Origin of the sequence: Streptomyces sp. NPDC057565 (assembly GCF_042801455.1) — a bacterium.
Lineage (GTDB): Bacteria > Actinomycetota > Actinomycetes > Streptomycetales > Streptomycetaceae > Streptomyces > Streptomyces yanii.
Genome location: NZ_JBHVFU010000040.1, coordinates 45,781 through 71,699, shown reverse-complemented (window position 1 = coordinate 71,699; position 25,919 = coordinate 45,781). Strand labels below are relative to the sequence as shown.

The 25,919-nt window shown below is 71.3% G+C and carries 27 protein-coding genes; 11 read left to right on the top strand and 16 right to left on the bottom strand.

What is annotated here, in order from left to right; all coding sequences use genetic code 11:
• The first annotated feature begins 94 nt into the window (after positions 1-94).
• Complete coding sequence (locus ACFU8W_RS38285) at positions 95-1,003, top strand: ATP-grasp domain-containing protein (RefSeq protein WP_384047755.1); 909 nt, start codon at positions 95-97, stop codon at positions 1,001-1,003.
• A gap of 118 nt (positions 1,004-1,121) precedes the next feature.
• Here the strand turns inward: ACFU8W_RS38285 and ACFU8W_RS38280 are convergent, their stop codons facing one another.
• Positions 1,122-1,610 carry a rhodanese-like domain-containing protein gene (locus ACFU8W_RS38280; protein ID WP_384047752.1) on the bottom strand — a complete coding sequence of 163 codons (489 nt, stop codon included), beginning with the start codon at positions 1,608-1,610 and terminating at the stop codon, positions 1,122-1,124.
• Between the two features lie 94 nt (positions 1,611-1,704).
• Between ACFU8W_RS38280 and ACFU8W_RS38275 the strand changes: the two genes are divergently transcribed.
• Positions 1,705-2,151 carry an Lrp/AsnC family transcriptional regulator gene (locus tag ACFU8W_RS38275; RefSeq protein ID WP_384047749.1) on the top strand — a complete coding sequence of 149 codons (447 nt, stop codon included), beginning with the start codon at positions 1,705-1,707 and terminating at the stop codon, positions 2,149-2,151.
• Here the strand turns inward: ACFU8W_RS38275 and ACFU8W_RS38270 are convergent.
• The 3 genes from ACFU8W_RS38270 to ACFU8W_RS38260 form a co-directional block, all read right to left on the bottom strand.
• Positions 2,141-5,230, bottom strand: coding sequence for an AAA family ATPase (locus tag ACFU8W_RS38270; protein WP_384047746.1), 3,090 nt, complete (start codon positions 5,228-5,230; stop codon positions 2,141-2,143). The two genes, ACFU8W_RS38275 and ACFU8W_RS38270, sit on opposite strands and share 11 nt — an antisense overlap.
• Entirely contained in the window at positions 5,227-6,393 is a 1,167-nt protein-coding gene (locus ACFU8W_RS38265) for an exonuclease SbcCD subunit D (RefSeq protein ID WP_384047743.1), read from the bottom strand. Before ACFU8W_RS38265 ends, ACFU8W_RS38270 begins: the two co-directional genes overlap by 4 nt.
• Positions 6,394-6,642: 249 nt before the next feature.
• On the bottom strand, positions 6,643-7,269 hold the full coding sequence (locus tag ACFU8W_RS38260; RefSeq protein ID WP_384047740.1) for a YigZ family protein: 627 nt from the start codon (positions 7,267-7,269) through the stop codon (positions 6,643-6,645).
• Positions 7,270-7,328: 59 nt separating this feature from the next.
• Between ACFU8W_RS38260 and ACFU8W_RS38255 the strand changes: the two genes are divergently transcribed.
• Both ACFU8W_RS38255 and ACFU8W_RS38250 read left to right on the top strand, forming a co-directional pair.
• Positions 7,329-7,754: a CoA-binding protein gene (locus ACFU8W_RS38255; protein ID WP_384047737.1), complete on the top strand. Its 426-nt coding sequence runs from the start codon at positions 7,329-7,331 to the stop codon at positions 7,752-7,754.
• Positions 7,755-7,824: 70 nt separating this feature from the next.
• The gene (locus tag ACFU8W_RS38250; RefSeq protein WP_384047734.1) at positions 7,825-8,658 is read left to right on the top strand and encodes an aminoglycoside N(3)-acetyltransferase; all 834 of its coding nucleotides are present in this window, start codon (positions 7,825-7,827) and stop codon (positions 8,656-8,658) included.
• A 255-nt stretch (positions 8,659-8,913) separates the two neighbouring features.
• Here ACFU8W_RS38250 and ACFU8W_RS38245 read toward each other — a convergent pair whose 3' ends face one another.
• Both ACFU8W_RS38245 and ACFU8W_RS38240 read right to left on the bottom strand, forming a co-directional pair.
• Positions 8,914-9,474, bottom strand: coding sequence for a YbaK/EbsC family protein (locus ACFU8W_RS38245; RefSeq protein ID WP_384047731.1), 561 nt, complete (start codon positions 9,472-9,474; stop codon positions 8,914-8,916).
• 56 nt (positions 9,475-9,530) lie between these two features.
• Positions 9,531-10,103 carry a helix-turn-helix domain-containing protein gene (locus ACFU8W_RS38240; RefSeq protein WP_384047728.1) on the bottom strand — a complete coding sequence of 191 codons (573 nt, stop codon included), beginning with the start codon at positions 10,101-10,103 and terminating at the stop codon, positions 9,531-9,533.
• A gap of 92 nt (positions 10,104-10,195) precedes the next feature.
• Between ACFU8W_RS38240 and ACFU8W_RS38235 the strand changes: the two genes are divergently transcribed.
• Positions 10,196-11,062, top strand: a complete 867-nt coding sequence (locus tag ACFU8W_RS38235) for an EamA family transporter (protein ID WP_384047725.1) — start codon at positions 10,196-10,198, stop codon at positions 11,060-11,062.
• A 236-nt stretch (positions 11,063-11,298) separates the two neighbouring features.
• On the opposite strand, the gene ACFU8W_RS38230 is transcribed toward ACFU8W_RS38235, so the two are convergent.
• Positions 11,299-12,036 (bottom strand): acyltransferase, encoded by a 738-nt coding sequence (locus tag ACFU8W_RS38230; RefSeq protein WP_345511812.1) that lies wholly within the window; start codon positions 12,034-12,036, stop codon positions 11,299-11,301.
• A gap of 144 nt (positions 12,037-12,180) precedes the next feature.
• Here ACFU8W_RS38230 and ACFU8W_RS38225 point away from each other — a divergent pair, with 144 nt between their 5' ends.
• A complete protein-coding gene (locus ACFU8W_RS38225; RefSeq protein ID WP_345511813.1) occupies positions 12,181-12,711 on the top strand; it encodes a gamma carbonic anhydrase family protein in 531 nt (176 codons plus the stop codon).
• 43 nt (positions 12,712-12,754) lie between these two features.
• On the opposite strand, the gene ACFU8W_RS38220 is transcribed toward ACFU8W_RS38225, so the two are convergent.
• Together ACFU8W_RS38220 and ACFU8W_RS38215 are read right to left on the bottom strand one after the other, a co-directional pair.
• A complete protein-coding gene (locus tag ACFU8W_RS38220) occupies positions 12,755-13,411 on the bottom strand; it encodes a DedA family protein (RefSeq protein ID WP_384047721.1) in 657 nt (218 codons plus the stop codon).
• Positions 13,412-13,566: 155 nt separating this feature from the next.
• Entirely contained in the window at positions 13,567-14,004 is a 438-nt protein-coding gene (locus ACFU8W_RS38215) for a DUF4442 domain-containing protein (RefSeq protein ID WP_384047783.1), read from the bottom strand.
• A 168-nt stretch (positions 14,005-14,172) separates the two neighbouring features.
• Between ACFU8W_RS38215 and ACFU8W_RS38210 the strand changes: the two genes are divergently transcribed.
• Both ACFU8W_RS38210 and ACFU8W_RS38205 read left to right on the top strand, forming a co-directional pair.
• Positions 14,173-15,213 carry a hypothetical protein gene (locus tag ACFU8W_RS38210; RefSeq protein WP_384047718.1) on the top strand — a complete coding sequence of 347 codons (1,041 nt, stop codon included), beginning with the start codon at positions 14,173-14,175 and terminating at the stop codon, positions 15,211-15,213.
• Between the two features lie 63 nt (positions 15,214-15,276).
• Positions 15,277-16,581, top strand: a complete 1,305-nt coding sequence (locus tag ACFU8W_RS38205; protein WP_384047715.1) for an MFS transporter — start codon at positions 15,277-15,279, stop codon at positions 16,579-16,581.
• On the opposite strand, the gene ACFU8W_RS38200 is transcribed toward ACFU8W_RS38205, so the two are convergent.
• The 5 genes from ACFU8W_RS38200 to ACFU8W_RS38180 all read right to left on the bottom strand — a co-directional run bounded on the left by ACFU8W_RS38200 (position 16,543) and on the right by ACFU8W_RS38180 (position 20,555).
• Positions 16,543-17,388, bottom strand: a complete 846-nt coding sequence (locus tag ACFU8W_RS38200; protein ID WP_384047712.1) for a spermidine synthase — start codon at positions 17,386-17,388, stop codon at positions 16,543-16,545. The two genes, ACFU8W_RS38205 and ACFU8W_RS38200, sit on opposite strands and share 39 nt — an antisense overlap.
• Before the next feature lie 22 nt (positions 17,389-17,410).
• Positions 17,411-18,256 carry a patatin-like phospholipase family protein gene (locus ACFU8W_RS38195; RefSeq protein WP_384047709.1) on the bottom strand — a complete coding sequence of 282 codons (846 nt, stop codon included), beginning with the start codon at positions 18,254-18,256 and terminating at the stop codon, positions 17,411-17,413.
• A 68-nt stretch (positions 18,257-18,324) separates the two neighbouring features.
• On the bottom strand, positions 18,325-19,494 hold the full coding sequence (gene tuf, locus ACFU8W_RS38190) for an elongation factor Tu (RefSeq protein WP_037690479.1): 1,170 nt from the start codon (positions 19,492-19,494) through the stop codon (positions 18,325-18,327).
• A 93-nt stretch (positions 19,495-19,587) separates the two neighbouring features.
• A complete protein-coding gene (locus tag ACFU8W_RS38185) occupies positions 19,588-19,755 on the bottom strand; it encodes a hypothetical protein (RefSeq protein ID WP_345511820.1) in 168 nt (55 codons plus the stop codon).
• Between the two features lie 83 nt (positions 19,756-19,838).
• The gene (locus ACFU8W_RS38180; RefSeq protein ID WP_384047705.1) at positions 19,839-20,555 is read right to left on the bottom strand and encodes a DNA alkylation repair protein; all 717 of its coding nucleotides are present in this window, start codon (positions 20,553-20,555) and stop codon (positions 19,839-19,841) included.
• A gap of 49 nt (positions 20,556-20,604) precedes the next feature.
• Between ACFU8W_RS38180 and ACFU8W_RS38175 the strand changes: the two genes are divergently transcribed.
• On the top strand, positions 20,605-21,318 hold the full coding sequence (locus ACFU8W_RS38175) for a TVP38/TMEM64 family protein (protein WP_384047702.1): 714 nt from the start codon (positions 20,605-20,607) through the stop codon (positions 21,316-21,318).
• A 229-nt stretch (positions 21,319-21,547) separates the two neighbouring features.
• On the top strand, positions 21,548-22,420 hold the full coding sequence (locus tag ACFU8W_RS38170; protein WP_384047699.1) for an undecaprenyl-diphosphate phosphatase: 873 nt from the start codon (positions 21,548-21,550) through the stop codon (positions 22,418-22,420).
• A 361-nt stretch (positions 22,421-22,781) separates the two neighbouring features.
• On the opposite strand, the gene ACFU8W_RS38165 is transcribed toward ACFU8W_RS38170, so the two are convergent.
• Both ACFU8W_RS38165 and ACFU8W_RS38160 read right to left on the bottom strand, forming a co-directional pair.
• Complete coding sequence (locus ACFU8W_RS38165) at positions 22,782-23,618, bottom strand: SDR family oxidoreductase (protein WP_384047696.1); 837 nt, start codon at positions 23,616-23,618, stop codon at positions 22,782-22,784.
• 103 nt (positions 23,619-23,721) lie between these two features.
• Positions 23,722-24,546: a hypothetical protein gene (locus ACFU8W_RS38160; protein WP_384047693.1), complete on the bottom strand. Its 825-nt coding sequence runs from the start codon at positions 24,544-24,546 to the stop codon at positions 23,722-23,724.
• 414 nt (positions 24,547-24,960) lie between these two features.
• Here ACFU8W_RS38160 and ACFU8W_RS38155 point away from each other — a divergent pair, with 414 nt between their 5' ends.
• Complete coding sequence (locus tag ACFU8W_RS38155; RefSeq protein WP_345511826.1) at positions 24,961-25,824, top strand: universal stress protein; 864 nt, start codon at positions 24,961-24,963, stop codon at positions 25,822-25,824.
• Positions 25,825-25,919: the final 95 nt, after the last annotated feature.

The window sequence follows — 25,919 nt, the reverse complement described above, 5'->3', positions numbered from 1 at the left end:
TCCGGACGGTTTGCGACACGAAGGCGGTCGGGCCCGGTTCGGTACGGTGGGCCCGGCCGCTTCCCCTCCACCGGAAGAGAGCGGCGCAACGATCATGACAAGGTTCCTGTTCTGCTCCGACCCGCTGCGTTCCACGCGCCCCGACGCACAGTTCGCCGGGGAAGCCGAAGCGGTACGGGAGTGCGGCGGCCGGGTCACCCTGCTGGACCATGATGCGCTGCTCGCCGGGGACGTCGGGGCTGCGCTCGCCCGGGTGGAGCGCGGCTCCGGACCGTACTGGTACCGGGGCTGGATGATTCCGGCCAGCCGGTACGGGGAGCTGGAGCGGGCGCTCACCGCCCGTGGTTGCTCGCTGGTGACGGATGCTTCCGCGTACCGCCGCGCCCATGAACTGCCGGGCTGGTACGAGGTGTTCGCAGGGCTGACACCGCGCAGCGTGTGGCGTCCCGTGGCGGTGGACGGCAGCGCCTCCGGCGACGAGGCGCCGGAGGCGCTCACGGCGTCGGCGGGCTTGGCGGCGTTGGCGGAACCACTCGGCGCGGGGCCCGGGATCGTGAAGGACTTCGTGAAGTCCCGCAAGCACGAGTGGCACGAGGCCTGCTATGTACCGGAGTTGACGGACCGGGCACACCTCGCCTCGGTCGCCGGACGGTTCTGCGAGCTGCAGGGGGACTCGCTCGCCGGGGGTCTGGTGCTGCGCGCGTACGAGCGGTTCGTACCGGGCGGTGAGGCTCGGGTGTGGTGGGTGGACGGCGAGCCGGTGCTGGTCACCGCCCACCCGGACACCCCGGACCGGTTGCCGTCGCCCGCGCTCGACCCCGTACGCGTCGCGGTGAAACAGCTCGGCTGCCACTGGGTCACGACCGATCTCGCGCTGCGCGACGACGGGGTGTGGCGGGTGGTGGAGGTCGCTGACGGCCAGGTCAGCGGCCTGCCCACGGGGGCCGACGCCGCGCCTCTGTTCACCGCCCTGATCGGGGAGGGTCCCGGTCGCAGCGCCTGAAGCCGCGCTCGACGCCGATGTCCTGCCCGGTGGTCGGCCCTCCTGCGGTGTCCGCCCGGCTTGTCCGACGGGTTTCCGACGCGCCACGCGGGCATGACGGTCCCGCCTCGTTCGCCGTTCAGCAGCCGCAGTCGTCGGATTCGACCGGTGCGGTGAGCGCGTCCGCGGTGCGCCGCTCGCGTCCCTCCCAGGTCTCGAACTCGAAGCCCTCACGCACCCAGTACTCGAAACCGCCGAGCATCTCCTTGACCCGGTAGCCGAGTTCGGCGAGTGCCAGCGCGGCGCGGGTGGCGCCGTTGCAGCCGGGGCCCCAGCAGTACGTGACCACGGGGACGGCCGGGTCCAGGAGATCCCGGGCCTGCTCGGCGATGAGCGCGGTGGGCAGGTGAATCGCACCGGGGACGTGCCCCTGGTCCCAGGAGGCGGTGGACCGGGAGTCGAGGACGACGAAGCCGGGGTCACCATCGGCCGCGAGAGCGGCAGCAACATCGGAGACGTCGGCGTGGAAGGCGAGCGAGGCGCCGAAGTACGCGGCGGCCGCGGCCGGTGCGGCCGGCGGAACACGGAGGACGGCGTTGGCGGCGGAGGCGGTGAGCTGTGAAGTCATGACCAAAAATCTACGACCAGTGATGCTTTGCCGGAAGACGAGATCCCCGGCACAACTCTTGATCCGCCGGGGATTTCCCTGTTGTCTCTCAGATATGACCGACTATTCCCCGGACGCCACCGACTGGCGCCTCCTCGATGTCCTGCAGCGCGAGGGACGGGCGACCTTCGCCGAGCTGGCCCGCGCCGTCGCGATGTCCCCGAGCGCGGTGACGGAGCGGGTGCGCCGCCTCGAGGAGGCGGGAATCATCAGTGGGTACGCCGCCGTCGTGGACCCGGAGGCGCTCGGACTGCCGATTCTCGCCCTCGTACGGCTGCGCTATCCGAACGGCAACTACAAGCCGTTCCACGATCTTCTCGACGCGACGCCCGAGATCGTGGAAGCCCACCATGTCACCGGCGACGACTGCTTCGTCCTCAAGGTGACCGCTCGCTCGATGAGCCACCTGGAGGAGGTCGCGAGGAAGATCGGCACGCTCGGTTCCGTCACCACCAGCGTCGTCTACTCCTCGCCCCTCCCCCGACGGCCGATCAGCCGCTGACCCCGCCGACCGCGCGGTGGAACACCGCCGATCCGTGCCGCTCCTTGACCACTTCGAGCTGGGCCGGGATCCGGCGGCGCAGATCGCCGACGTGGCTGACGATGCCGACGCTGCGGTCCCGCTCGCGCAGCGAGTCCAGTACGTCGAGCACCTCGTCCAGGGTCTGGTCGTCGAGGCTGCCGAACCCCTCGTCGATGAAGAGTGTGTCCAGCCGGACCCCTCCCGCCTCGTCGGTGACGACGTCGGCGAGACCGAGCGCCAGAGCCAGGGAGGCGAAGAACGTCTCGCCGCCCGAAAGCGTCGCCGTGTCGCGCTCACGGCCGGTCCAGGAGTCGACGACATGCAGCCCGAGGCCGGACCGGCGGCCTCCGGTGCGGGCGTCGGAGTGGACGAGCGTGTAGCGGCCCGATGACATCCGCTGCAGTCGTGCGGTGGCGGCGGCGGCGACCTGTTCGAGCCGGGCGGCAAGAACGTACGACTCCAGCCGCATCTTGCGTTCGTTGTCCGCGGAGGTGCCTGCGGTGAGCCCGGCCAGTCGGGCCACCCGGTCGTACTCGTCGCGCACCGGTCCCAGTGCGCGCACGTCCTGCGCCGCGCGGCGGGACAGCCGGCCGAGTTCGGCGCAGCGCTCCCGGGCGGCGGCGAGCGTGGCGGCGGCGTTCCGCAGCCGCCCCTCGGCCGCGTCGTACGCGGCCTGTGCGGCGTCGGGGTCGGCCTCCGGGTGCTCGGCGGCGGCGCGGGTCTCGGGCTCGGCAAACCGTTCGGCGACGGCTGCCGCCTCGGCCTGCCAGCCATCGATGCGGTGCTGGATGTCGCGGTGCTCGGCGTCCGTGAGCAGGGTCGCAGCGGCAGCCTCAGGCGTGTCGAACCCGGCCCGGAAGGCGACGTCCGCGAGCCGTCCGTCGGCCTCCTTGCTGCGCCGCGCCGCGAGCTCCTCGGCGCGCACCGCCTCGGCGGCGTCGGCGAGCAGAACCACCCGGCGCTCCAACAGGGCAGCGTGCTCGGCGACACTGCTGGATTCGCCGCGAGCCGCCGTCAACTCGGCTTCCAGTCCAGCCTGTTCCCGATCGATCCCTTCCCGCCGCGAGATCCGGGCGGCGGAGCGGCGCTCGGCCTGCTGCCGCGCTTCGAGCCTCTCGGCCTGCTCCCGTTCGGCGACCGCGAGGGCCTCGCGCGCGGCATGCATTCCGGCGGCGGTACGGTGCGCATGGGCGTGCTCGGCAGCCAACTCGGCTACCAGCGCCTCAAGTTCGACAACGGCGGGTTCAGCAGCAAGGGGCCGCCCGTCATCGGCAGTCCCGGCGGCTCCGCGGTCAGAGGCATCATCGGCAGCCGTCCCCACCACGGGCAGCGCCGCGGCACGCGCCGTCGCGTGCTTCTCCCGTACGACTCCGAGCTCCCGATCCGCCTCCGTACGCGCCTGCTCTGCCCGCCGGTACACGGCGAGAGCCGTCTCCTCGGCCGCCCGGTCGACATGCCCGTCCGCTGCCCGCGCGGGCTCCGGGTGGTCGCCCGACCCGCAGACCTTGCAGGCCTCGCCGTCGACGAGTTCCGCCGCGAGCTCGGCGGCGATGTCGCGCAGCCGCTGCTCGCGCAGCTCAAGCCACCTTTCGTGTGCACCCAGGGCGCGTTCGCGGGCCGCGGCCAGCCGGTCGGCCGCATCCGTCGCCTCGGCCGCGAGCACGTCGCGGCGACGGGCCGCGTCCAGGCGGCGCCGGGCCGGCTCCAGCCGCCCCGCAAGGTGTTCGGCCCGGGTCGCGGACTCCTGTGCCGTCTCGATGCGTTCCTGGAGCTCGTGGCGGGTGGACTCCCAGCCCGCCAGCCAGCCTTCCGTTTCCTGGATCAGTTCGTCGTCGGCGCGGGCCTGGCGTTCCAGTTCGGCTCGCTCGGTGTCGATCTCCGCGCTGCGCCGCTCGGCACGACGCGCGGCATCGAGACCGCCGAGCTCCTGCCGGAGCCTGCGTTCCAGGGTTGCCAACTGCTCGGCACCCGCGTCGACAAGGGTGTCGGGCAGCTGGGCGCGGGCGCCCTCATGGGCCACTCGGGCAGTCCGGTAGGCGCGCTCGGCGTCGTCGCGCAACTCCAGTGCAGGGGCGACGAGTTCAGCCTTGCGCGCTCGTTCGAGCCGCTCGCGCTGTCGGTCCCGCTCGGGGCGGCGGGCTTCGAGCTCACAGGCGCGGCGCCGCGTCTCCTCGTACCGCTGCTGGAGTCTGGCGAGTTCGCGTGCGGTGTCGAGTTCGCGGCGGGCGAAGACCTGCCCACTCTCGGCGGCGGAGAGTACGGACTCGGCGATGTCGAGCCGTTCCCGGGCGTTGCTGCGGGCCACTGCAGCCCACTCCAGTACGCCGTCCGCGAGTCCCGGATCACCGGGCCGGGCGTCCGGCAGGGGCAGTTCACCGGCGGCAGGTCCGGCGGCCTGGGCGATCCGCTGGGCGATCCCGAGGATCTGCTCGTCCCCGGCCTTGACCTGCGTCTCGGTGGTACGGCGCAGTTCGGTGAGCCGTTCCTCGACGGCCGCGAAGCGGCGGGTGTCGAAGAGTCTGCCGAGCAGTTTGCCGCGGGCTTCGGCATCGGCGCGCAGGAAGCGTGCGAAGTCGCCCTGCGGCAGCAACACCACCTGGCAGAACTGGTCCCGGCTCATCCCGACGAGCTGGGTGATCTCCTCGCCGATCTCCTGGTGCGAGCGGCTGAGCGCCCGCCAGCCGTGCTCGGGGTCGTACTCGCGCAGCCAGCTCTGCGCCTTCTCGGTGGTGAAGCCCTCGCCCTTCTTCTTGGGGCGGAGCTGGGCCGGGCGCCGGGTGATCTCCAGGTGCCGTCCACCGACGGTCAGTTCCAGCCGGACCTCGGTGGGGAGGGCGGCCGGGGCGTGATCGCTGCGCAGTGAGGTGCCGGGGCTCTGGCGGGCTCCGGGCACCGCGCCGTACAGCCCGTAGCAGACGGCGTCGAGGACGGAGGTCTTCCCCGCTCCGGTGGGTCCGTGCAGCAGAAAAAGTCCGGCGGCGGAGAGCGCGTCGAAGTCGACTTCCTGGGTGGCGCCGAACGGGCCGAAGGCGGTGAGGGTGAGCCGGTGGAGTCTCAACGGTTCACCTCGCGCACGCCGTCGTCCACCCGTACGTGGTCGAAGGCGCCGCGCAGCACCGTGCGCTCCTGCTCGTCCGCCCCGTTCCCGCCCCGGACATGCGCCACGAAGTCCTCCGCGATCTGCTGGTCGTCGCGCCCCCTGAGGCGCTGTGCGTATGAGGCGAGCGGGTCCTCGGGGGCCCGCTCGGGTTCGAAGACGAGGCTCAGGGTGTGCGGAAACCTGTCCAGGAGGCGGGCCATCGGCTCGTCCGGACGGACCGGGTCGGTGAGGGTCGCCTCCACCCATGCCTCCTCGTGCCGGGCCAGCGCGGGATCTTCGAGCAGGGTGTCCAGGCGGCCGCGGAGGCGGGCGAGCGGACGGGGCACCGGGCAGTCGATCCGCTCGGCGTTGATCGTTCCGGTGGCCCCGAGGTCGATCAGCCACATGGTCTTGCGGTGGGCGACCTCGGAGAAGGAGTACGCGAGGGGTGAGCCGGAGTAGCGCACCCGGTCGGTGACGGCCTGGGAACCGTGCAGATGGCCGAGCGCCGTGTAGTCGACGCCGTCGAAGACGCCGGCGGGTACGGCGGCCACACCGCCGATGGTGATGTCGCGCTCGCTGTCGCTGGGTTCGCCGCCCGCGACGAAGGCGTGGGCGAGGACCACGGAGCGGGTGGATTCCGGCCGGGTGGCGAGGTCGGCGCGGACCCGGTCCATGGCGGCGGTCAGCACCGCTTCGTGTCCGGCCCGCTCAGCCTTCAACACATCCTTGACGAGGGCCGGTTCCAGGTAGGGCAGCCCGTAGAACGCCACATCGCCGTGCTCGTCGTGCAGGACGACGGGGGTGGCGCACTCCGCCGGGTCGGTACGCAGATGAATACCGGCCCGTCCGATCAGTCCTGCGCCGACGCCGAGCCTGCGGGCCGAGTCGTGGTTCCCGGAGATCATCACTGTGGGTACGCCCGCGGCGGCGAGCCGGTGCAGGGCCCGGTCGAAGAGCTCGACGGCGGAGAGCGGGGGCACGGCTCTGTCGTAGACATCACCCGCGACGACGACGGCGTCGACCTCGTGCTCACGGACGGTCGCCACCAGATGATCGAGGTAGGCGGCCTGTGCCTCCAGCAGCGAGACCCGGTGGAACGACCGCCCCAGGTGCCAGTCCGATGTGTGCAGAATCCTCAAGACCTGGCTCCGACCTGCATGTTTCTCTTCCTTCGCACCCAGCGTCCGCGCCTGTCGTGCCCGGGAGCCGCACCGGACCGGCGCGGGAGCACACGGTCGGCACCGGCCACGCTAACGCCGCTGCGCCCCTGATCCCTCACGAACCTGCTTCCTCACAGTCTCCCATCGCCACGCATCGGCTCCGACGTGTTCGGCGAAGAAGATCGATCAGTGTTCCGATGCCGAGCCGTGCCACCCCGCCCAGCGCGTTCAGGTGTCCCCGTACGCCTCGCCGCCCAGCTCCAGCAGCGCCTCACCCGCCGTCGTATCGGCCAGCCAGCGCCGGAAGTCCTCGACATCCGCATCCGGCAGCCCGATCTCGATGATCACCGCTTCCTGGTACCGGACCTCCCTGACGGCCCGTCCGGTGGCACGCAGGTCGTTCTCGAGCCTGCCCGCCCGCTGGTGGTCGACGGTGACCGTGGCGAGCCGGAACCGCTGCCGGGTGATCGTGCCCAGCTCGTCGAGCGCCTCGCCGACCACTCCTCCGTAGGCCCGGATCAGGCCGCCGGCGCCGAGCTTCACCCCGCCGTAGTAGCGGGTGACGACGGCGGCGACGTAACGCATCTCCCGGCGCATCAGCATCTGCAGCATGGGGACGCCCGCGGTGCCACCGGGCTCCCCGTCGTCACTGGCCTTCTGTACGGAGGCGTCGGCGCCGATCACGTACGCGAAGCAGTTGTGGGTGGCGGTCGGGTGTTCCCTGCGGACGCGTGCGACGAAGTCCTGCGCCTCCTGCTCGGTGGCGGCGGGGGCGAGCGCACAGATGAAGCGCGATCGGTTGATCTCGGTCTCGTGCACGCCCGCTCGGGCGACTGTCCGGTACTGCTCCTGCATCCGTCCACCCTATGCGCAGCAGCGGGAATGGCTCGCGGCCGCAGTCCGTTGTCCGCATCATGTACGCAGACGCAGCAGAGACCGAGACCGAGACGATCCGCAGGATTCTCCGGGACTCGGGCGACACCTGGGCCGTGGTGGGACTGTCCGACAACGAGTCGCGCGCGGCCTATCGCGTCGCCGCGGTCCTCCAGCGCTTCGGCAAGCGCGTGGTCCCGGTGCACCCGAAGGCGGAACGGGTGCACGGCGAGAAGGGTTACGCGTCGCTGGCCGACATCCCGTTCCCGGTCGACATCGTGGACGTCTTCGTCAACAGCGGACTGGCGGGAGCCGTCGCGGACGAGGCCGTCGCGATCGGCGCGAAGGCGGTCTGGTTCCAGCTCGGCGTGATCGACGACGCAGCGTACGAACGCACACGGGCAGCCGGACTCGACATGGTGATGGACCACTGCCCGGCAATCGAAATACCCCTTCTGGACCGATAAGCGACATGCCACTCCTCGGCCGAATGTGCGGGGTATCACACATGGCGCTCCGCTGGGAGAATCCCTACTCGTGAGTGTCACCAGTGCGCCGAGTGCCGTGAACGTCGCCCACCGCCGAAGCCGGCTGGCCGGTCAGCTGTCCCGGCTCGGCGTGGAGCGGAGCGGTGTCCTCCTGGTGCATGCGTCGATGCGGGCGGTGGGAGCGGTCAGCGGCGGGGCCGTTGCGGTGATCGGTGCGCTGCGGGATGCGCTCGGCGAGGACGGCACCTTGATCGTCCCGTCGTTCACGCCGGAGAACTCCGACACCTCCCCCCAGTACCGCAACCGGGTCCGCGGCCTCACCGACCACGCCCGGGAGGCGGTCCGCGCGAGCATGCCACCGTTCGACCCCGCCACCACGGCCGCACCGTCGATGGGCCGGCTCGCGGAGGCCGTACGGCTGACCCCGGGGGCGGCACGCAGCAGTCATCCCCAGACCTCGTTCGCCGCCCTCGGCACCCTTGCCGGCAAGCTGCTCGCACACCACCGGCCCGACTGCCACCTCGGCGAGGACTCGCCGCTGGCCCGCCTCTACGACGTGAGGGCTCACGTCCTGCTGCTGGGCACCGGCTTCGACTCCTGCACCGCGTTCCACCTCGGCGAGTACCGCGTCCCCACCCCGCCGCGCCGCACCTACCGCTGCGTGGTGACCAACCGGGGCAGACGCCACTGGTGGGAGTACGAGGACGTGGCGCTGGACGACAGCGACTTCGCCGCGCTCGGGGCGGAGTTCGCCCGCACGGACAACGGTGCGGCGGTACGCAGCGGCCCGGTGGGCTCGGCGACCGGCCGCCTCTTCGACTTCACCGACGCGGTCGACTTCGCGGCCCGCCGGCTGCCGTCGCTGCGGGGGTCGCGGGCGTAACTCGGCGGCATCTCCCCGACTGGCGCCCCCTGTCTCCCGCATGACGAAGCCCCCGAAATGGGGAAGCCGCCGGGAAGCCACCGTCGGCATCGAGTTACGCGGGCTTCGACATCACGAGGACTTCGCGTCGGTTTTCGTCAAGGTGCGCGTCATCGACCGCGTCGGCGACACGCACGAACGGTGCATCAACCTACTGAAGAGGGCAACTCGCCCACCCCGCCACCCCGATGCTCCACCGTCCTGACGACCCACGCCTCACACCTCCACGCCGAGCCCCTCGACAAGCACCGCGTTCGGCAGCGACGCCAGAGCCTTGCCCGGGACGATCAGCTTGCCGCGGCGGCTGCCGCTGCCGATCAGGACCCATTCCTGATCGACCACCGCGGGATCGAGCAGCAGGGGCCATTCGCCCGGGAGCCCGATCGGGGTGATCCCCCCGTACTCCATGCCGGTCTCGCCGACTGCCGTGTCCATGGAGGCGAACGAGGCCTTGCGGGCGCCGAGGTGCTTGCGGACCGCCCCGTTCACGTCGACGCGGGTGCGCGAGAGGACGACGCAGGCAGCCAGGGTGACATCGCCGCCGCGCTTGCCCGCCACCACGACGCAGTTGGCCGAGCTGTCGAGCAGCTCGACGCCGTGGTGTTCGACGAAGGCGGCCGTGTCCGCGATCGCCGGGTCCGTGTCGACGTGAAGGATCCGGTCGGCGGGGACGTCGCCCCACCCCTCGCTCACCGCCTTGGCGACCGGCGGGGTGAGGAGGCCGAGTCGGTCGACGGCCGGGCCTGCGTTCTCGAAGGAGCCGATGGGTGCGCGCATGGAGGCAACGTAACAAGGCCTGCGCGGGATCCGGTTGGCCGTCTCAGCCGGTGAACTCAGCGCACCGGAGGGATGGAGACCGCCATGGTGAGCTCGGTGGGCTCGGCGCCGTCATTGCGGTAGACATGCGGGTGATGCGCCTCGAAGGTGGCGGAGGTCCCTGCGGGTACGGAGTGCTCCTCGCCGTCGACGACCAGGGTGAGCACACCCGCGGTGACGTGCAGGAGTTCCACGGTGCCTTCGGGATGCGGGTCGGAGGCGCTGGCCTCGCCGGGCATCAGGCGCCAGGACCAGAGTTCGAGGGGACCCCTGGCCTCCGTGCCGACGAGGAGAGTCGTGGAGCTGCCCGCCTCGGTGGACCACATGCGCACCGCCTGGCTCTCGGGCACCAACCGCACATGGGAGCCCTGCTCGTAGTCGAGCAGGGTGGTGATGCTGACGCCCAACGCGTCGGCCAGCTTGACGGTGGTGCCGACGCTCGGGTTGGTGCGCGCCTGTTCGATCTGGATGATCATGCCTCGGCTGACGCCCGCGCGGGCGGCGAGGGCATCCAGGGTGAAGCCGCGTTCGCCGCGCCAGCGCTTGAGGTTACGCGCGAGCGACTGCGTGAGCTGGTCGAGGTCAGACACATTCCGTCCAATATTCTGGATGACAGAGTCGAAAATACTGCACTACGGTGTGGTGCACCCACCGTTCATCGCACTGTACTGCGAGGCATGTCATGACAGCACTGTTCGCCCTGGCCACCAGCCTGCTGTGGGGGCTGGCCGACTTCGGCGGCGGACTGCTCACGCGACGAGTGCCCGCGCTCACCGTGGTCGTCGTCTCGCAGACGGTGGCAGCCCTCGTGCTGGGCGTCGTCGTGGTCGCGACCGGGGGCTGGAGCGAGGCGGGACCGCAGCTCTGGTTCGCCGTCGCGGCGGGCGCGGTCGGGCCGGTCGCGATGCTGAGCTTCTACAAGGCGCTGGCGCTCGGTCCGATGGGGGTCGTCTCCCCGCTCGGATCGCTGGGCGTCGCCGTGCCGGTGAGTGTCGGGCTGATCGTCGGTGAGCGTCCCGGTCTGCTGCAGTTCGCGGGCGTGGCCGTGGCAGTCGCGGGCATCGTGCTGGCGGGCGGGCCGGAGCTGCGCGGGGCGCCGGTCCAGCGTCGGGCGGTGGTACTGACCCTGGTGGCGGCGTTCGGCTTCGGGACGGTGATGTCGCTGATCGCGGAGGCTTCCACGACGGTCTCCGGGCTGTTCCTGGCGCTCTTCGTGCAGCGCCTCACCAATATCGCGGTCGGCGGTACAGCCCTGTACGTGTCGGTGCGCCGCGGAGGACGTGCGCTGCCCGAGGTCGGCGGGGCGGCCGTGATCCGGGCCTCGCTGCCCGCCCTGGCGTTCGTCGGCCTCGCCGATGTCGCGGCCAACGGCACCTACTCGATCGCCGCGCAGCACGGCCCTGTCACCGTGGCCGCCGTACTCGCCTCGCTCTATCCCGTGATCACGGCCCTGGCCGCGCGCGGGGTGCTGGGCGAGCGGCTGCGCGGAGTGCAGGCGGCGGGGGCCGGACTGGCTCTGGTGGGAACGGTGCTGCTCGCCACCGGTTAGTCGGCGGGCTCGCGCCAGGGGTGTCCGGCGGATCAGGCCGGACAACGCCCGGGCATACCCCGAGGAGAGGCCCTAGTGCCGCGACGGGCAATGTTTGCCCCATGAGGAGCGTCGTCCGGTGCGTGCGATCGCAAGGCGGCCGGAAGTCGTGGTAGCGGAGCTACCAGGGCTTTTGGCCAACGCGGCGAGCGTGCGTGCCGGGCGGCGCGACGGGGCAAAGCTTGCCGGGAGGGGCACTAGCTGTCTTCCAGTTCCGCGACGGCCAGCAGTTGCTCGGGCGTCACGCCCGCCGGGATCGGCACCGGGGCGGGCGTGCGCAGGGGCGGCTGCCAGCCCTTCTCGGGGTCCCAACTGCGTACGACGCGTGCGGGCGCACCGGCCACGACCGCGTGGTCCGGCACCTCGCCACGTACCACCGCGCCCGCCGCGACCACGACGTTGCGCCCGAGCCTGGCTCCCGGCAGGACCACCGCACCCGTGCCTATCCAGCAGCCGGGTCCGATGGCGACCGGCTCCATGCGCGGCCACTGCCTGCCGACCGGCTCGTGCGGATCGTCGTAGCTGTGGTTCGTCGACGTGATGTAGACGTACGGTCCGCAGTACGTGTTCGACCCGATGGTCACCGTGGTGTCGGCGACGACGTGGCTGCCTCGGCCGAGCACCACTCCGTCCCCCAGAGTCAGGATGGGTTCCGAGCCGAGGTCCAGGTCCGGCATGAGTCCGGCGGTCAGGGTGACCTGTTCGCCGATGATGCAGTGGTCGCCGAGCTCGATCCACGGCTCCCCAAAGACCGTGCCCTGGGGGAACGCCAGCCGGGTCCCCTCGCCGATACGGCCGAACCGCAACCCGCCCGGGTGTTCCGCGGTGATCGCGCCCGCCTCCTGTACGGCACGCCAGCCGCGGTGGACGGCCCGGGACAGCAGGCGCCGTCGCCAGGCGGTGAGGGAGGAGAACGTGTTGCTGTTCTTGGGCACTCGCTCACCGTAGTCGGCGCGCCCTGACCGGTCACCGCGACCCCTTGTGATGTTCACCCCACTCACCGGCGGCCGCGCGGCTGTCGCATACGGTTCCCCTGGCGCGAACGGACAACCACGGTCGGAGACACGGAGGAACGGGCGATGGCAGAGCAGGCGTTGATCACGGGCATGGGCGGCCACGAGCCGGACATCGACGCGGACGCGTTCACCGCGCCGACATCGGTCGTGATCGGCGAGGTGACCCTGGCCGCGGGCTCCAGCGTCTGGTACCAGGCGGTGCTGCGGGCCGACTGCGCTCCCATCGCCATCGGCGCCGGCAGCAACATCCAGGACAACTGCAGCGTCCATGCCGACCCCGGGTTCCCCGTCACGGTCGGTGAGCGCGTCTCGGTCGGGCACAACGCCGTGCTGCACGGCTGCACCGTCGAGGACGACGTTCTCGTGGGCATGGGGGCCACGGTCCTCAACGGTGCGCACATCGGCGCCGGTTCACTGATCGCGGCCCAGGCGCTGGTCCCGCAGGGGATGCAGGTTCCGCCGGGCTCGCTCGTCGCGGGCGTGCCCGCCAAGGTCAAGCGGGAGCTGACCGAGGAGGAGCTCGAAGGCATCACGTTCAATGCCGCCGGGTACGTGGAGCTGGCCAAGGCGCACCGTCAGGCGCACGAGGGCTGAATGACGGACGAGCGAGCGGCCCGGTGAGCCGGGCTGCCCGGGCTCAGTCCGCTGCCGGTACGGTCCCCGGCTCGGCCACGGTACGTTCCACGGACCGGGCCGCCTTCTTGGCGCGGTTCTTGAGGACCAGCATCGAGGTCAGCCCGATCAGCACGGCGACCACCAGGCCGAGCCAGGAGAAGCGCTTGAGCCAGGCCTCGGCGACGACTCCGACCGAGTAGATGACGGCCGTGGTGCCGCCCGCCCAGACGATGCCGCCGAGCACATTGGCGATCAGGAACTTCCAGTACGGCATGCGCAGGACGCCGGCCAGCGGTCCGGCGAAGATACGCAGCAGTGCGACGAAGCGGCCGAAGAACACCGCCCACATGCCCCACTTCTGGAACGACCGCTCCGCCATGGCGATCTGGTCCTCGCCGCAGTGCTTGGGGAACTTCCCTCCGAGCCAGGCGAGGAGCGGCCGGCCGCCCCTGCGGCCGATGGCGTATCCGATCGAGTCCCCGATGATCGCCCCGGCGGAGGCGCAGGCACCGAGGATCACCGGGTTGATGCCGCTGTGTCCGGCGGCCAGCAGCGACGCGCTGACGAGGACGATCTCGCCCGGCAGCGGAATGCCCAGGCTCTCCAGACCGATGACGACGCCCACCAGGACGTACACGCTGACCGCGGGGACTGTCTCCAGCCACTCCTGGATGTGCAACGCCGGTTCCTCCCGTGCTGATGTGCCGTCGCCCGCCGGGCAACTCCTCGGCGCACGGCGGGCAGCCTACCTGTCGTGCCATCTGCCCGGACAGCGCGACGGGCCGCCCCGCACCCTCGACGGGGTGGGACGGCCCGGCTGGGGAGGCAGGTCCCTCAGGCGTTCGGGCGGAGCGTCCACACGACGGTCATCTCACCGGTGACCGCGCCGTCCGCACGCTGGATCTCGATGACGACGGGGAATTCGGGCCGCCGGCCCTCGTCGAGTTCGGCGACGACCTCCGCGACCGGCCGGCCGAGGGTCGCGGTCGCGGTGACGACGCCCATCGCGAGTTTCTTGTAGCCGATCTCCGCCTTCACGGCGAGTGGTACGGCGCGGGACAACTGGTCTCCGAAGGCGGCGATGACGATCGCGCCGCTGGCCGACTCCGCGAGCGTGAACATCGCTCCGGCGTGCGGTCCGCCGACGTGGTTGTGGTAGTCGGCCCGGTCCGGCATCCGGACGACCGCGCGTTCCGGGGTCGTCTCGAGGAACTCGAGGTTGAGGGTCCTGGCCATCGGAACCGTCGCGAGGAGCATGTCTCCGACTGTCATCTGTTCAGTGCTCATGATTCGAAGGTTACTCACGGGTAGGAGTGTTTGGCCATCCCTGGATCACGCCCGCACGTTCCCCTTTCGGCATCCGCGTGGCCACCGCCTTGACCGTTCCTTCACGGGGGCGGGCGTGGTCGACCGGCCGCCGTCCCTCTATGGTTACTCGCCATGTGGCCAGGACAGCAGCCGCCCGGGGGCGAGCAAAACCCGCAGAACCAGAATCAGAACCCGTATCAGCAGCCGGGGTACCAACAGCCGAATCCCTATCAGCAGCCGGGATATCAGCAGCATGGCCAGCCGGGGCAGCAGCCGGGATATCCGCAGCCGAATCCGTACCAGCAGCCCACCGTGCCGCAGTACGCGGTCCCGGGCCCGCCCGGTGCACCGCGGCCCGGGGGCGACAACAAGAAGAAGACGACCGTCGTCGCGATCGTCGCAGCCACCGCTGTGGTCGTGGCCGCCGTGGTCACCGGCGTCGTGGTGATGAACAAGGACGACAAGGGCGGCTCCGACGTCGCCGACGACGGAACGTCGTCGTCCCCCGCGAAGCCGTCCGCGGACACGTCCTCCGCGGTGCCCAATCCGCGGGGCACCGACGGGGACGCAAAGCCTCTCGTCGCCGGCTGGAAGGTCGTCACCAACCCCAAGTGGGGCACCCAGTTCGACGTACCCGGTGACTGGGAGGTCGGTTCGCCCGGGACGTTCTCGTACTTCGAGGACGACAAGAAGGGCGACGGCTCGCCCCTCATCGGCTTCTCCGCTCCGGCGTACTTCCAGAAGAAGTGGTGCGTCGACGACGACGACAAGGACGGCACCAAGGAGGAGTACAGCCTGGCCAGTGCGGGCACCCGCGGCGCCGAGGGTGCCACGGACGCCGACGCCAACGCCCACAGCGAGGCCGGGACCTGGGCATGGGCCGCCTACGCGCAGCATATGCCGCAGAAGACCATCAAGTTCAGCAAGGCGAAGAAGTACACCACGCAGTCGGGTCTGACCGGCAGCCTCGTGACGGCCACCGCCCCCAACGTCACCAAGAAGAAGAAGTGCGACTCCGACGGCAAGACCTTCGCCTTCACCTTCAAGAACAAGAACGGTGACTTCTCCTCCTGGGTCCTCTACGGTGCCGACTCCGTCAAGGACGAGCTCCCGGACGCCACGATCATGAAGATCCTCAGCACGGTGCGGCTGACCGAGGTCACCGCCTCCTGACCTGTTCCACCTGCTCCGGCAAAGCATTTGGCAGGGCGGGGGCCCGGCAGCGATAGTTCCTCGGTGACTCCTGCCGGCATCCCCCGTCCCCGCATCCGCCGCCCCGCCTGGGCCGGCCGCAACTACAGTCTGCTGACCGCCGCCGCGATCATCACCGGCCTGGGTACCCACGGTGCGTTGATCGCGGCGGCGTTCGCCGTTCTGCAGTCCGGTGGCGACGGCGGCGACGTCGGCCTGGTGGCAGCCGCCCGTACCGCGCCGCTGGTGCTGTTCCTGCTCATCGGCGGCGCCATCGCGGACCGGGTGCCGCGCCACCGGGTGATGGTGGCGGCGAACGCGCTCAACTGTGTCTCGCAGGCCGCGTTCGCCTGGCTGGTCCTGGCCGGCGACCCGAAGCTGTGGCAGATGATGCTGCTCACGGCGTTGTGCGGTACCGGGCAGGCGTTCTTCAACCCGGCGGCCGAGGGCATGCTGATGTCCAGTGTCAGTGGCGAACAGGCCGGCCGCGCCTTCGCGCTCTTCCGGATGTCGATGCACGGGGCCGCCATCGGTGGTGCCGCGCTCGGCGGTGCCATGATCGCGGCGATGAATCCGGGCTGGGTGCTGGCCGTCGACGCGGCGGCCTTCGCGGTGGCCGGTGCGCTGCGCGCCTTCCTGGATGTCGCGCACATCCCGCCGCGGGAGCCGGGCGGCGGACTCCTGTCCGATCTGCGAGAGGGCTGGCAGGAGTTCATCGGCCGCCCCTGGCTGTGGTCGATCGTGGCGCAATTCTCGGTGGTGGTCGCCGTGGTCGGTGCCGCCGAGTCGGTGTACGGGCCACTGGTCGCCAGGGACGAGCTCGGCGGCGCCCGCCCCTGGGGATTCGCGCTCGCCGCCTTCGGGGTCGGCACGCTGTGCGGGGCGCTGCTGATGATGCGCTGGAAACCCCGGCGGCTCCTGCTCGCCGGGACGCTCTGCGTCTTCCCGCTGGCCCTGCCGTCGGCGGCGCTGGCGGTGCCGCTGCCGGTGGCCGGGCTGAGTGCGGTGATGTTCGTCAGCGGCGTGACCATCGAAGTGTTCGGCGTCTCCTGGATGACGGCCCTGCACCAGGAGATCCCGGAGGAGAAGTTGTCGCGCGTATCGGCGTACGACTGGTTCGGATCGGTGGCGATGCTGCCGCTGGCCACCGCGGTCGCCGGCCCGGTGGAGGACCTGGTCGGGCGCGGTCAGGCGTTGTGGGGCTGCGCGGCGCTGGTCGTGCTCTGCACGGTGGCCGTGCTGTTCGTACCCGACGTACGCAACCTCACCCGCCGGCCCGCAACCGTCGAGGTTGCGTCAGGGAAGACGCGGTCAGCCGATACCGAAGGAACCGTCGGGCGGCTCGGGTGAGGCGACCGCGTCGGCGTCCCCGACCGGCCGTGCCGCGCCGATGAGCCGGACCAGACCGGCGCCGTGCTCGACCCGGGCGGGGAAGACGTCCGCGGCGCAGCGGCGGGCCAGGGCCGCGGTGTCGAGGGGTCTGTGGGAGGCGACGAGGACGTGGTTCCCGAAGCGCCGGCCGCGCAGTACCGCCGGTTCGGCGATCAGCGCGAGCTCTTCGAAGACGGTGGCGAAGTTGGCCAGTTGCGAGCGGAGGAATGCGAAGGGTGCGCCGTCGGCGAGGTTGGCGGCATAGACGCCGTCGTCCCGCAGAGCCCGCCCGGCCGCCTGCGCGTACTCGACGGAGGTGAGGTGCGCGGGCACGCGCGATCCGCCGAACACGTCCGCGATCAGGACGTCGACGGTGCCGGGCGGTGTCTGTTCCAGCAGCCCGCGGGCGTCGGTGCCGTGCACGGTGATGCCGCTGTCGTCGGGGAGTGGCAGCTGCTCGGCGACCAGGGCGAGCAGGCCCAGGTCGGCCTCGGCGACGACCTGCCGGGACCCCGGCCGGGTCGCGGTGACATAGCGGGGCAGGGTGAGGGCGCCGCCGCCGAGGTGGAGTACGTCGAGGGGGGCGTCCGGTTCCGTGGCACAGTCCAGGACATGGGCGAGCCGTCGGGCGTACTCGAACTCCAGGTGGACCGGATCGTCGAGGTCGACGTACGACTGGGGTGCGCCGTCGACCGTGAGCAGCCAGGCCCGGTCCCGGTCCACGTCGGGAAGGAGTCTGGCGGTGCCCTGGTCCACTTCTCGGATCACGGGTATCGGCTCGTTCACTCCCCCATTGTGGGGTGTCGGTTCAGCTGCCGACGACCGCGGCGACCGCTTCGGTGTGCGCGGCGGACTGCGCGAGTCCGGCGCGGGCGGCGGCGGCCCGGCGGCTCGGGTCGAGGGAGTTGCGGCCGAATGCCTTCTTGGCGGCCGCGTCCGGGGTGATGACCGCGACCCTGGCGCCCTTCGCTTCGAGGTCGGTGGCCTGGGACCGGGGGGAGATGATCACCTTGTTGCCACTGGCCGTCGGTGCGATGACGACGACGCGCTCGTACCCTGCGGCCAGATGGGCGTTGGCCGGGGAGTGCACCCCGCCGTCGATCCAGCCCTGCCCGTCGATGGTGGCGACCGGCCAGACCGCGGGGACGGCGCAGCTGGCGGTGACGGCGTCGGCGAGCGGGATACCGCTGTCCTTGTCGAAGATGTGGAGTTCACCCGTGTCCGCGTGGACGGCGGTGATCCGCAGCTGCCGCTCGGGCCAGTCGGGCGACGGGAGTCGGCCCGCGATCAGCTCCTGCCGTTCGGCCGCGGTGAGTGCGGTCCGGGTCTCCCGCGCCATCCGGGCCAGCTTCTGCCCGTACGCCTCCGGGGTACGGGAGGTCAGCACCGCGCGGGCGTAGCGCATGAGGGTGGCGGTGCCGAGTTTCCCGCCGACTTCGCCCTGCGGATCGGCCAGCTGACGTGCGTACAGTTCCGGGAGGCCGATCAGTCCGGACGCGAGCTGGGCGCCGACGAGGGCCCCGGCGGAGCTTCCGACGACGAGATCCGCGGTGGACAGGTCCACGCCCGCCTCGGCGAGCCCGTGCAGGATTCCGGTCTCCCAGGCGCCGCCGGTGCCGCCGCCTGCGCCGAGTACCAGTGCAATGTCTGCCATGCCGTCAGTCTCGCGCATGGCGCCGGGTCCGCCTCCCGTGGGGTCGGGAGGCGGACCCGGCGCCCGGATCAGAGCAGGCCGGTGACGGTGCCCGCGCCGACCGTGCGGCCGCCCTCGCGGATCGCGAAGCCGAGCCCGGACTCCAGCGGGGTGTCACGGCCCAGTTCGACGGTCATGGTGACCGTGTCGCCGGGGCGCGCCACCGCCGCTTCGCCGAGGTCGATGTCCCCGACGACGTCCGCGGTACGGATGTAGAACTGCGGCCGGTAGCCGGTGGTGACCGGCGTGGTCCGGCCGCCCTCCCGCGCCGACAGGACGTACACCTGCGCGGTGAAACGGCGGCTCGGCGTCACGCTGCCGGGCGCCGCCACCACGTGGCCGCGGCGGACCCGGTCGCGCTCCACCCCGCGCACGAGCAGCGCCACGTTGTCACCGGCCTGCGCGGACTCCATCGGCTTGCCGAAGGTCTCCAGGCCGGTGACGACCGTCTCGATGTCCGCGCCGAGCACGGAGACCCGGTCGCCGACGCGTACGGTGCCGCGCTCGACGGCTCCGGTGACGACCGTGCCCCGGCCGGTGATGGTCAGGACGTTCTCCACCGGCAGCAGGAACGGCGCGTCGGTGTAGCGCACCGGCATCGGTACGTATGTGTCGACGGCGTCCAGCAACGCCTCGACGGAGGCGGTCCAACGCGGGTCGCCTGCCAGCGCCTTCAGTCCCGACACGCGGACGACGGGGACGGTGTCGCCGCCGTAGCCGTGCGCGGAGAGCAGCTCGCGGACCTCCAGCTCGACCAGGTCGGTCAGCTCCGGGTCGCCCGCGTCGGCCTTGTTGAGGGCGACGACGATGTGGTCGACGCCGACCTGGCGGGCGAGCAGGACGTGCTCGGCGGTCTGCGGCATGATCCCGTCGAGCGCGGACACGACGAGAATCGCCCCGTCGAGCTGTGCGGCGCCGGTCACCATGTTCTTGACGTAGTCGGCGTGACCGGGCATGTCGACGTGCGCGTAGTGCCGGGTGTCGGTCTCGTACTCGACGTGCGCGATGTTGATGGTGATGCCGCGCTGTGCCTCCTCCGGCGCCCGGTCGATGCGGTCGAACGGGACGAACGTGCCGGTGCCGCGGTCACTGAGGACCTTGGTGATGGCGGCTGTCAGGGTGGTCTTGCCGTGGTCGACGTGGCCCATGGTGCCGATGTTGAGGTGCGGCTTGGTGCGCACGTATGCCGTCTTGGGCATGGCTCATTCCTTGGAAACTCGAAGCTGAGAGAGAAGACCCCAGGGCCCCGCCGACCCTCCCCTTACGGGGTCCGCCGGACTGTCGGGGGAGGGTCAGCTTCGGGCGCCGCCGATGGGCGCTGCGGCAGCGCTGAACGCTGCTGCGTCGACTGCGGCTGCTGCCGCGGTGATTGCGGTGGCAGCGAGGAAGGAAGGGACGACGGCAGCCTTCGGCGCGTCCGCGACTGCGGACTGCGCTGCGAGGAAGGCGTACCGGAACATGGGTCCGATCATGGCCCACGGCCGTGGGCCCGTCGAATGGTTTTCCGCCGGGCCCGGAAAGGGAGTTCGGCGCCGACCGCGCCTCAGAGGTGCTTCATGGCCTCGCGTACGGACAGCGGCGAGAGCCGGTCCCGGGCGCCGTCGACGAAGTCCCGTACAGCACACGGATCGGTCTTGGCGTACTCGCGCAGACACCAGCCGATCGCCTTGCGGATGAAGAAGTCGGGGTGATCCGCCCGGCGCAGGCAGTAGCCGAAGAGCCGTTCTGCGTCGGTGGCGTCCCGGTAGCGCAGCTGGTGCAGCAGGGCGGTGCGGGCGATCCACAGGTTGTCGTCCTCGATCCACTCGTCCATCACCGCCTTCAGCTCCGGGGCGGCGGCGACGAGCGGTCCTGCGACATGGGCGGCGAGCACATCGACGGTGTCCCACCAGGGGACGGTGGAGACGAGGTGTCGTACGACGGGCAGGAACCCGGAGGAGCAGCGGGGAGCGTGGCGGCGCAGATAGTCGGCCGCGAAGTACTGGTACTCCCGCTCGGGCAGCTTCCAGCAGCGCAGGGCGACGGCCGCGCAGTCCGCCTCGTCGGGACGCCCGGTGCCGTCCAGGACCGTACGTGACAGGGCCCGGCGCTGCGGGGTGGGGATGCCGAGAAACAGGGCGACGTGCTTCATGTATGCGGCAGCGGAGGCCGCCCGCGCGCGATCGGCGGCCGTGGGGTAGACGACCGTCAGACGCGCAAGCACAGTGTCGGCGAGCTCGCTCGGCGGCACGCCGGGAGCGGCTTCGGCTGCGGGGCTCATACGGTGCACATTACGGCGATCACGCACAGGTGTCGGTTACTCTCCCCGAATGCTCGACCCCGTCCCCGCCGCCCGGCCCGCCACCGGCCTCGCCGTGCGCTGTACGAGGGCGCTGCTCTCGCCCTGGTCCCGGTTCTCGCTGCTCGTGGCCGTGCTGCTGGCCGCCGCGGCGACCACGCTGCTCCTCGATCCGCAGCGCCTCCTGGCCCGTGGCTGGCCGGCGCAGCTGAGCGGTGGCGCCACGGCGGTCCTGCTGTTCGGCCTCGCGTACGGCGTGTCCACCGTGGCGTTCGTGCCGCGGCCGCTCCTCAACCTCGCCGCGGGTGCGCTGTTCGGGTCGCAGGCCGGTCTGGCCGCCGCCCTGGCGGGCACGGTGCTGGGCGCGGGCATCTCGTTCGGGCTGGGCAGGGTGCTGGGGCAGGACGCGCTCCGTACGCTGCTGCGCGGGCGCTGGCTGAAGGCTGCGGACGGGCAGCTGAGCCGGCACGGCTTCCGTTCGATGCTGGCGCTGCGGCTGTTCCCAGGGGTCCCGTTCGCCGCCGCCAACTACTGCGCCGCGGTCTCACGGATGGGATATCCGCCGTTCCTGGTGGCCACCGGGCTCGGCTCGATCCCGAACACCGCCGCCTACGTCGTCGCGGGCAGCGAGGCCTCGTCCCCGACATCGCCCGCGTTCCTGGCGGCCATGGGCTTCATCGTGCTGACGGGCGTCGGTGCGGCCGTCGTCGCCTGGCGCAAGCGGCACCGCCTCGCCGCGGACTGAACCCGAGCCCGACTGCGGTCAGGTGCCACCCTGACGCCACCGGGGGTCGGCTGTGGGTGCGGGGGCAGTAGTCACCCCGTTCATCCAAGGGCGATACGCTGCCCGCGCACCGCAGACGATCACCGGGCCCGCCGTGGCCCGTCCCCCATATGACCGCAATCCGCACGCTGTCGACGGCCCTGCAGGCCGTCGTCCGATGCACGATCACTTTCGGGATGGCCAAAGCCCCATGAGCTGGTTCGAATCGTTCGTCCTGGGCCTTGTTCAGGGACTGACCGAGTTCCTGCCGATCTCCTCCAGCGCGCATCTGCGGCTCACCGCAGCGTTCGCCGGCTGGACCGACCCGGGTGCGGCGTTCACCGCCATCACCCAGATCGGCACGGAGGCCGCAGTCCTCATCTACTTCCGGAAGGACATCGTCCGGATCGTCTCGGCCTGGTTCCGCTCGCTGACCAACCGGTCGATGCGCAGCGACCACGACGCGCAGATGGGCTGGCTCGTCATCGTGGGCTCCATCCCGATCGGCGTCCTCGGCGTGACCTTCAAGGACCAGATCGAGGGCCCGTTCCGCGACCTGCGCCTCATCGCCACCACCCTGATCGTGATGGGCATCGTCCTCGGCATCGCCGACCGTCTCGCCGCCCGCGACGAGATGGGCGGCAAGCACCGGGCGATCAGGGAGCGCAAGTCCCTCAAGGAACTCGGCGTCAGGGACGGCCTGATCTTCGGCTTCTGCCAGGCGCTGGCCCTGGTCCCCGGCGTCTCCCGCTCGGGCGCCACGATCAGCGGCGGTCTGCTGATGGGCTACACCCGCGAGGCAGCGGCCCGCTACTCGTTCCTGCTCGCGATCCCGGCGGTGCTCGCCTCGGGTGTCTTCGAGCTGAAGGACGCGGGCGAGGGGCACGTGTCGTGGGGGCCGACGATCTTCGCGACGTTCATCGCCTTCGGGGTCGGATACGCGGTCATCGCCTGGTTCATGAAGTTCATCACGACCAAGAGCTTCATGCCGTTCGTCATCTACCGCGTACTGCTGGGCCTGGTGCTTTTCGCCCTGGTGGCAACCGGTGTGCTGAGCCCGCACGCGGGTGAGTCGGCGGGCTAGTGCTGCGACCGATGTGGGCAGCGGCCGGCCGGACTCACCTCGTCGCAGCCGCAGACCCTCCCGTGGGGAGGTTCGGGAGGGGCGGCGGGCCCTGCCTGCCGCGCAGCACAGGACGGGGCCCGAACGGGATACCTGGGCCCAAAAGCTTCGGGGGTCCCGCGTGATCAACGATGCACCCGGAACCAGCCACAGGGATAGAGGCGTGACCCAAGACGTTTGGTCAGCCCTGTGCTCGGGTGGCGCTCAGTACTGCCCCGTGGAAGTCGGCTGCTTGTCGGCCTTCTTCGCAGACTCCTGATGCCCTGCCCCTGGAGGGCGGTGACGATGCGGGGACCGTTGAGCAGGCGGTCAGCACATTGGTTCAGTGTTCCTGGGCCGTCGGGCGCACCATGATCTCGTTGACCGCCGCGTGCCGCGGCTGAGTGACCATGAAGGCGATGGCCCGGGCAATGTCCTCGGCATCGAGCCACGTGCTCTGCGGCAGACCACGCGCGGCTGCGAACCCGGCGCCGGTCGACATCTCCGTCGTGGTCATCCCCGGCTCGACGAGGCCCACCCGGACACCGCGCCCCGTGACCTCCTGGCGCAGGGCCTCGCTGAATGCTCCGACCGCGTGTTTCGTCGCCGAATAGACGCTGTTGTTCTTACGGGCCACCCGGCCCGCGAGCGAGCTGACGTTCACCAGGTCGGCGACCCGGCGCGGGGCGTCAGCAGCCGCGCGCAGCAGGTGCGGCAGCGCTGCCTGCGACATGTGCAGAACGGCCTTGAGGTTGAGGTCGACCATCCGGTCCCATTCCTCGGGGTCGCCTTCCTCCACGGCTCCGATCGCCACGTATCCGGCGTTGTTCACCAATACGTCCAGCCGTGCGAACCGGTCCACGGCGTCCTCCACGGCACGACGGGCCTGTGTCGCGTCGCGGAGGTCGGCGGTGAGGGCGACGCACGAGCCGCCCCGCTCCCGGATCGCGGTGGTCAGTTCCTCCAGCCGGTCGGCTCGACGGGCGACCAGCGCGAGAGCCGCACCCTGCCGGGCCAGTGCCAGGGCGGTGGCCGCCCCGATGCCGCTGGAGGCGCCGGTCACCAGCGCCGCGCAACCGGACAGCGCTGCGTCGGCCGGTTCGGCCGCGCGGATGGCCGCCGCTGCGTCGGCCCGGGCCGCGGCCCCGGCATTCCCGACATTCGCATCCCTCGCGCTCATGATCGCCTTTCGCGGTTCACCCCCGGCCCGTTGCCTTTTCCGCAGCTTGCATCATGTGCCCCGAGTCCGCCTCCTCACCGCCCGGCCGCCTGCACCGCCTTCGTCAGTACGCGACGACCGCCCACACCAGTGCCCCGCCCACGGCGGCCGCACAGCACCCCACGGCGGCGCGGACGACGGTACGACGGGCGCGGGCGCTCCACGAGGTTCTGGCCAGCACCTCGGCCAGCAGGGGCAGCACCAGGATCGCGTGCAGGCTCACCGCGTGCAGTGGCTTCACCGATGCCGTGGAGTCGTAGCCGGCCGACTGATGGCCGGTGCGTGTCAGATAGACACCACGGGCGATCATCCCCGCTCCGGACAGCAGCCCGACGACCAGGATCGCGAAACCGGCCCGCAGGGCGAGCGCCATGCCCGTCGGTCCGTCCGGGCGACTGACGAACGAGGCGACCGCGAGGGTGGTGAGGATGACGACCAGCACTCCCCCGCCGACGGCCAGCGCCATGGAGACCGCCGTGTCGAAGGGGGTCTCCATGTTGAAGTGGGACGGTACGCCGCGCCACGCCTGGAGCGTGATGCCGCCGACCTCCAGCACGCAGTCGGCGGCGAACAGCGCGAGCAGCACGGTACGCGTACGGGGGCGTATGCGCAGGTAGGAAGCCACCCAGCAGAGCGCGATGAGCGTCAGTCCGAACGAGACCCCGAAGGTGACGGGCTTGCGCCAGGACACCGGGCCGTCCCAGGAGCCGCCGTCGACGGCGAAGACGATCAGATGCAGCAGCCCGGAGACGACGAGGAGTGCACCGGTCACGTAGCAGAGGCGCTCCACCGGGCGCGCATTCCGCCACACGGGCGCGGTCGGCGATGAGCCGACTGCGCTGCTGCGCACCGGCACTGTCGTGGTGGCCCCTGCGGGCTGGTTCTCCATGCCCGGAGCATGCCGCGGGAGGCGCCCGGCGTCGTCGTACGTCCGAAGGCAGCCGACGTACGCCCCCCGAAGTACCGGTCGTCACCCCATGCGTCGGTGGCGCGCCGCGCCACCTTCTCGGCCCGGCCCGGAGCCATGGGGGCGCCGCGTGTCGTGCCCGCGCCCGCCCCGGCCGGGGACCGGAACCGCCGCGCAGGCCCGTGCCGGAGCGCCGGAGGGCGACCGGCCGTAGCGTACGAACAGGTCCTGGCGGTGGTCCGGGTCCTGCCGCCGACCGGTGCCGGAAGGCGGCCGGACCTGCACCCGCAGGGCCGGGCCTCGGACGCACAGGGTAGAAAAGGACCGAAAGTCCCTGCCGGATGCTGCGTTCGCCTACCGGACCGGGACATGCACCGCCGGACTCTGGAGGACTCCATGACCACCACCGAGCTTCCCGTGATCGCCGCCGTCGACGGTTCCTCGCACAGCTACGAGGCCCTCGACTGGGCCGCGCGTGAAGCCGTCCGGCGAGGACTTCCGCTGACGATCGTGCATGCCCGGGTCCCCGGTCGGCGTACCGTCCAGGAGGCGCAGCAGCGACAGGCCGACGAACTGCTCGCGGAGTCCGTACGGCGGGTGTCGCTGGTCGCTCCGGACCTGCACCCGTCGACGCTCAGCCCGCTCGACTTCCCCGTGGCCGCGCTGACCTCGCTCGGCGGGAACGCGTCGCTGCTGGTGCTGGGCTCCCGCGGTCTGGGCGGATTCCGGTCCCTGCTGATCGGCTCGAACAGCCTTGCGACGGCTTCGATGGCCACGTGCCCTGTCGTCGTCATCCACAGCGGTCGGGGGGACGACGACGCGGTGGACGCGGCCGAGACATTCCCGGACATTGTCGCGGGAGTGGCTGCCGACGAAAGCAGCGAGGCAGTACTGGAGTTCGCGTTCGAGGCGGCAGCGGCCCGGCCCGGAGCGCGGCTGCGGATCGTGCACGGCTGGACGATGTTCTCGTCGATGCTCTCCGGCGGTCCCGCCTTCGACCGGGACGCGGCGGCGGGCGCCGCCGAGCGCACCCTGGCGGAGCTCACCGCAGGCCGACGCGAGAAGTACCCGCAGGTCGAGCTCGTGCTGGAGCCGACCCATGGCTCCGCGTCGCGCACCCTGGTCACGGCGTCGGCAACCGCCGCGCTCACGGTGATCGGGCGGCGAAAGGGCGGCGAGGAGCTCGGGTTCGGGCTGTCCCCGGTCGCGCAGACGACGCTCACGCACGCGCTCGGGCCGGTGGCCGTGGTCCCCTGCTGAGGCACGCACCGTGCCGGACCCCGGGCGTCCGGATCAGGACCGGACCGCTGCCGCGCGTGCACGGCCCTTGGCCTCGGCGGTCGGCGGGCACACAC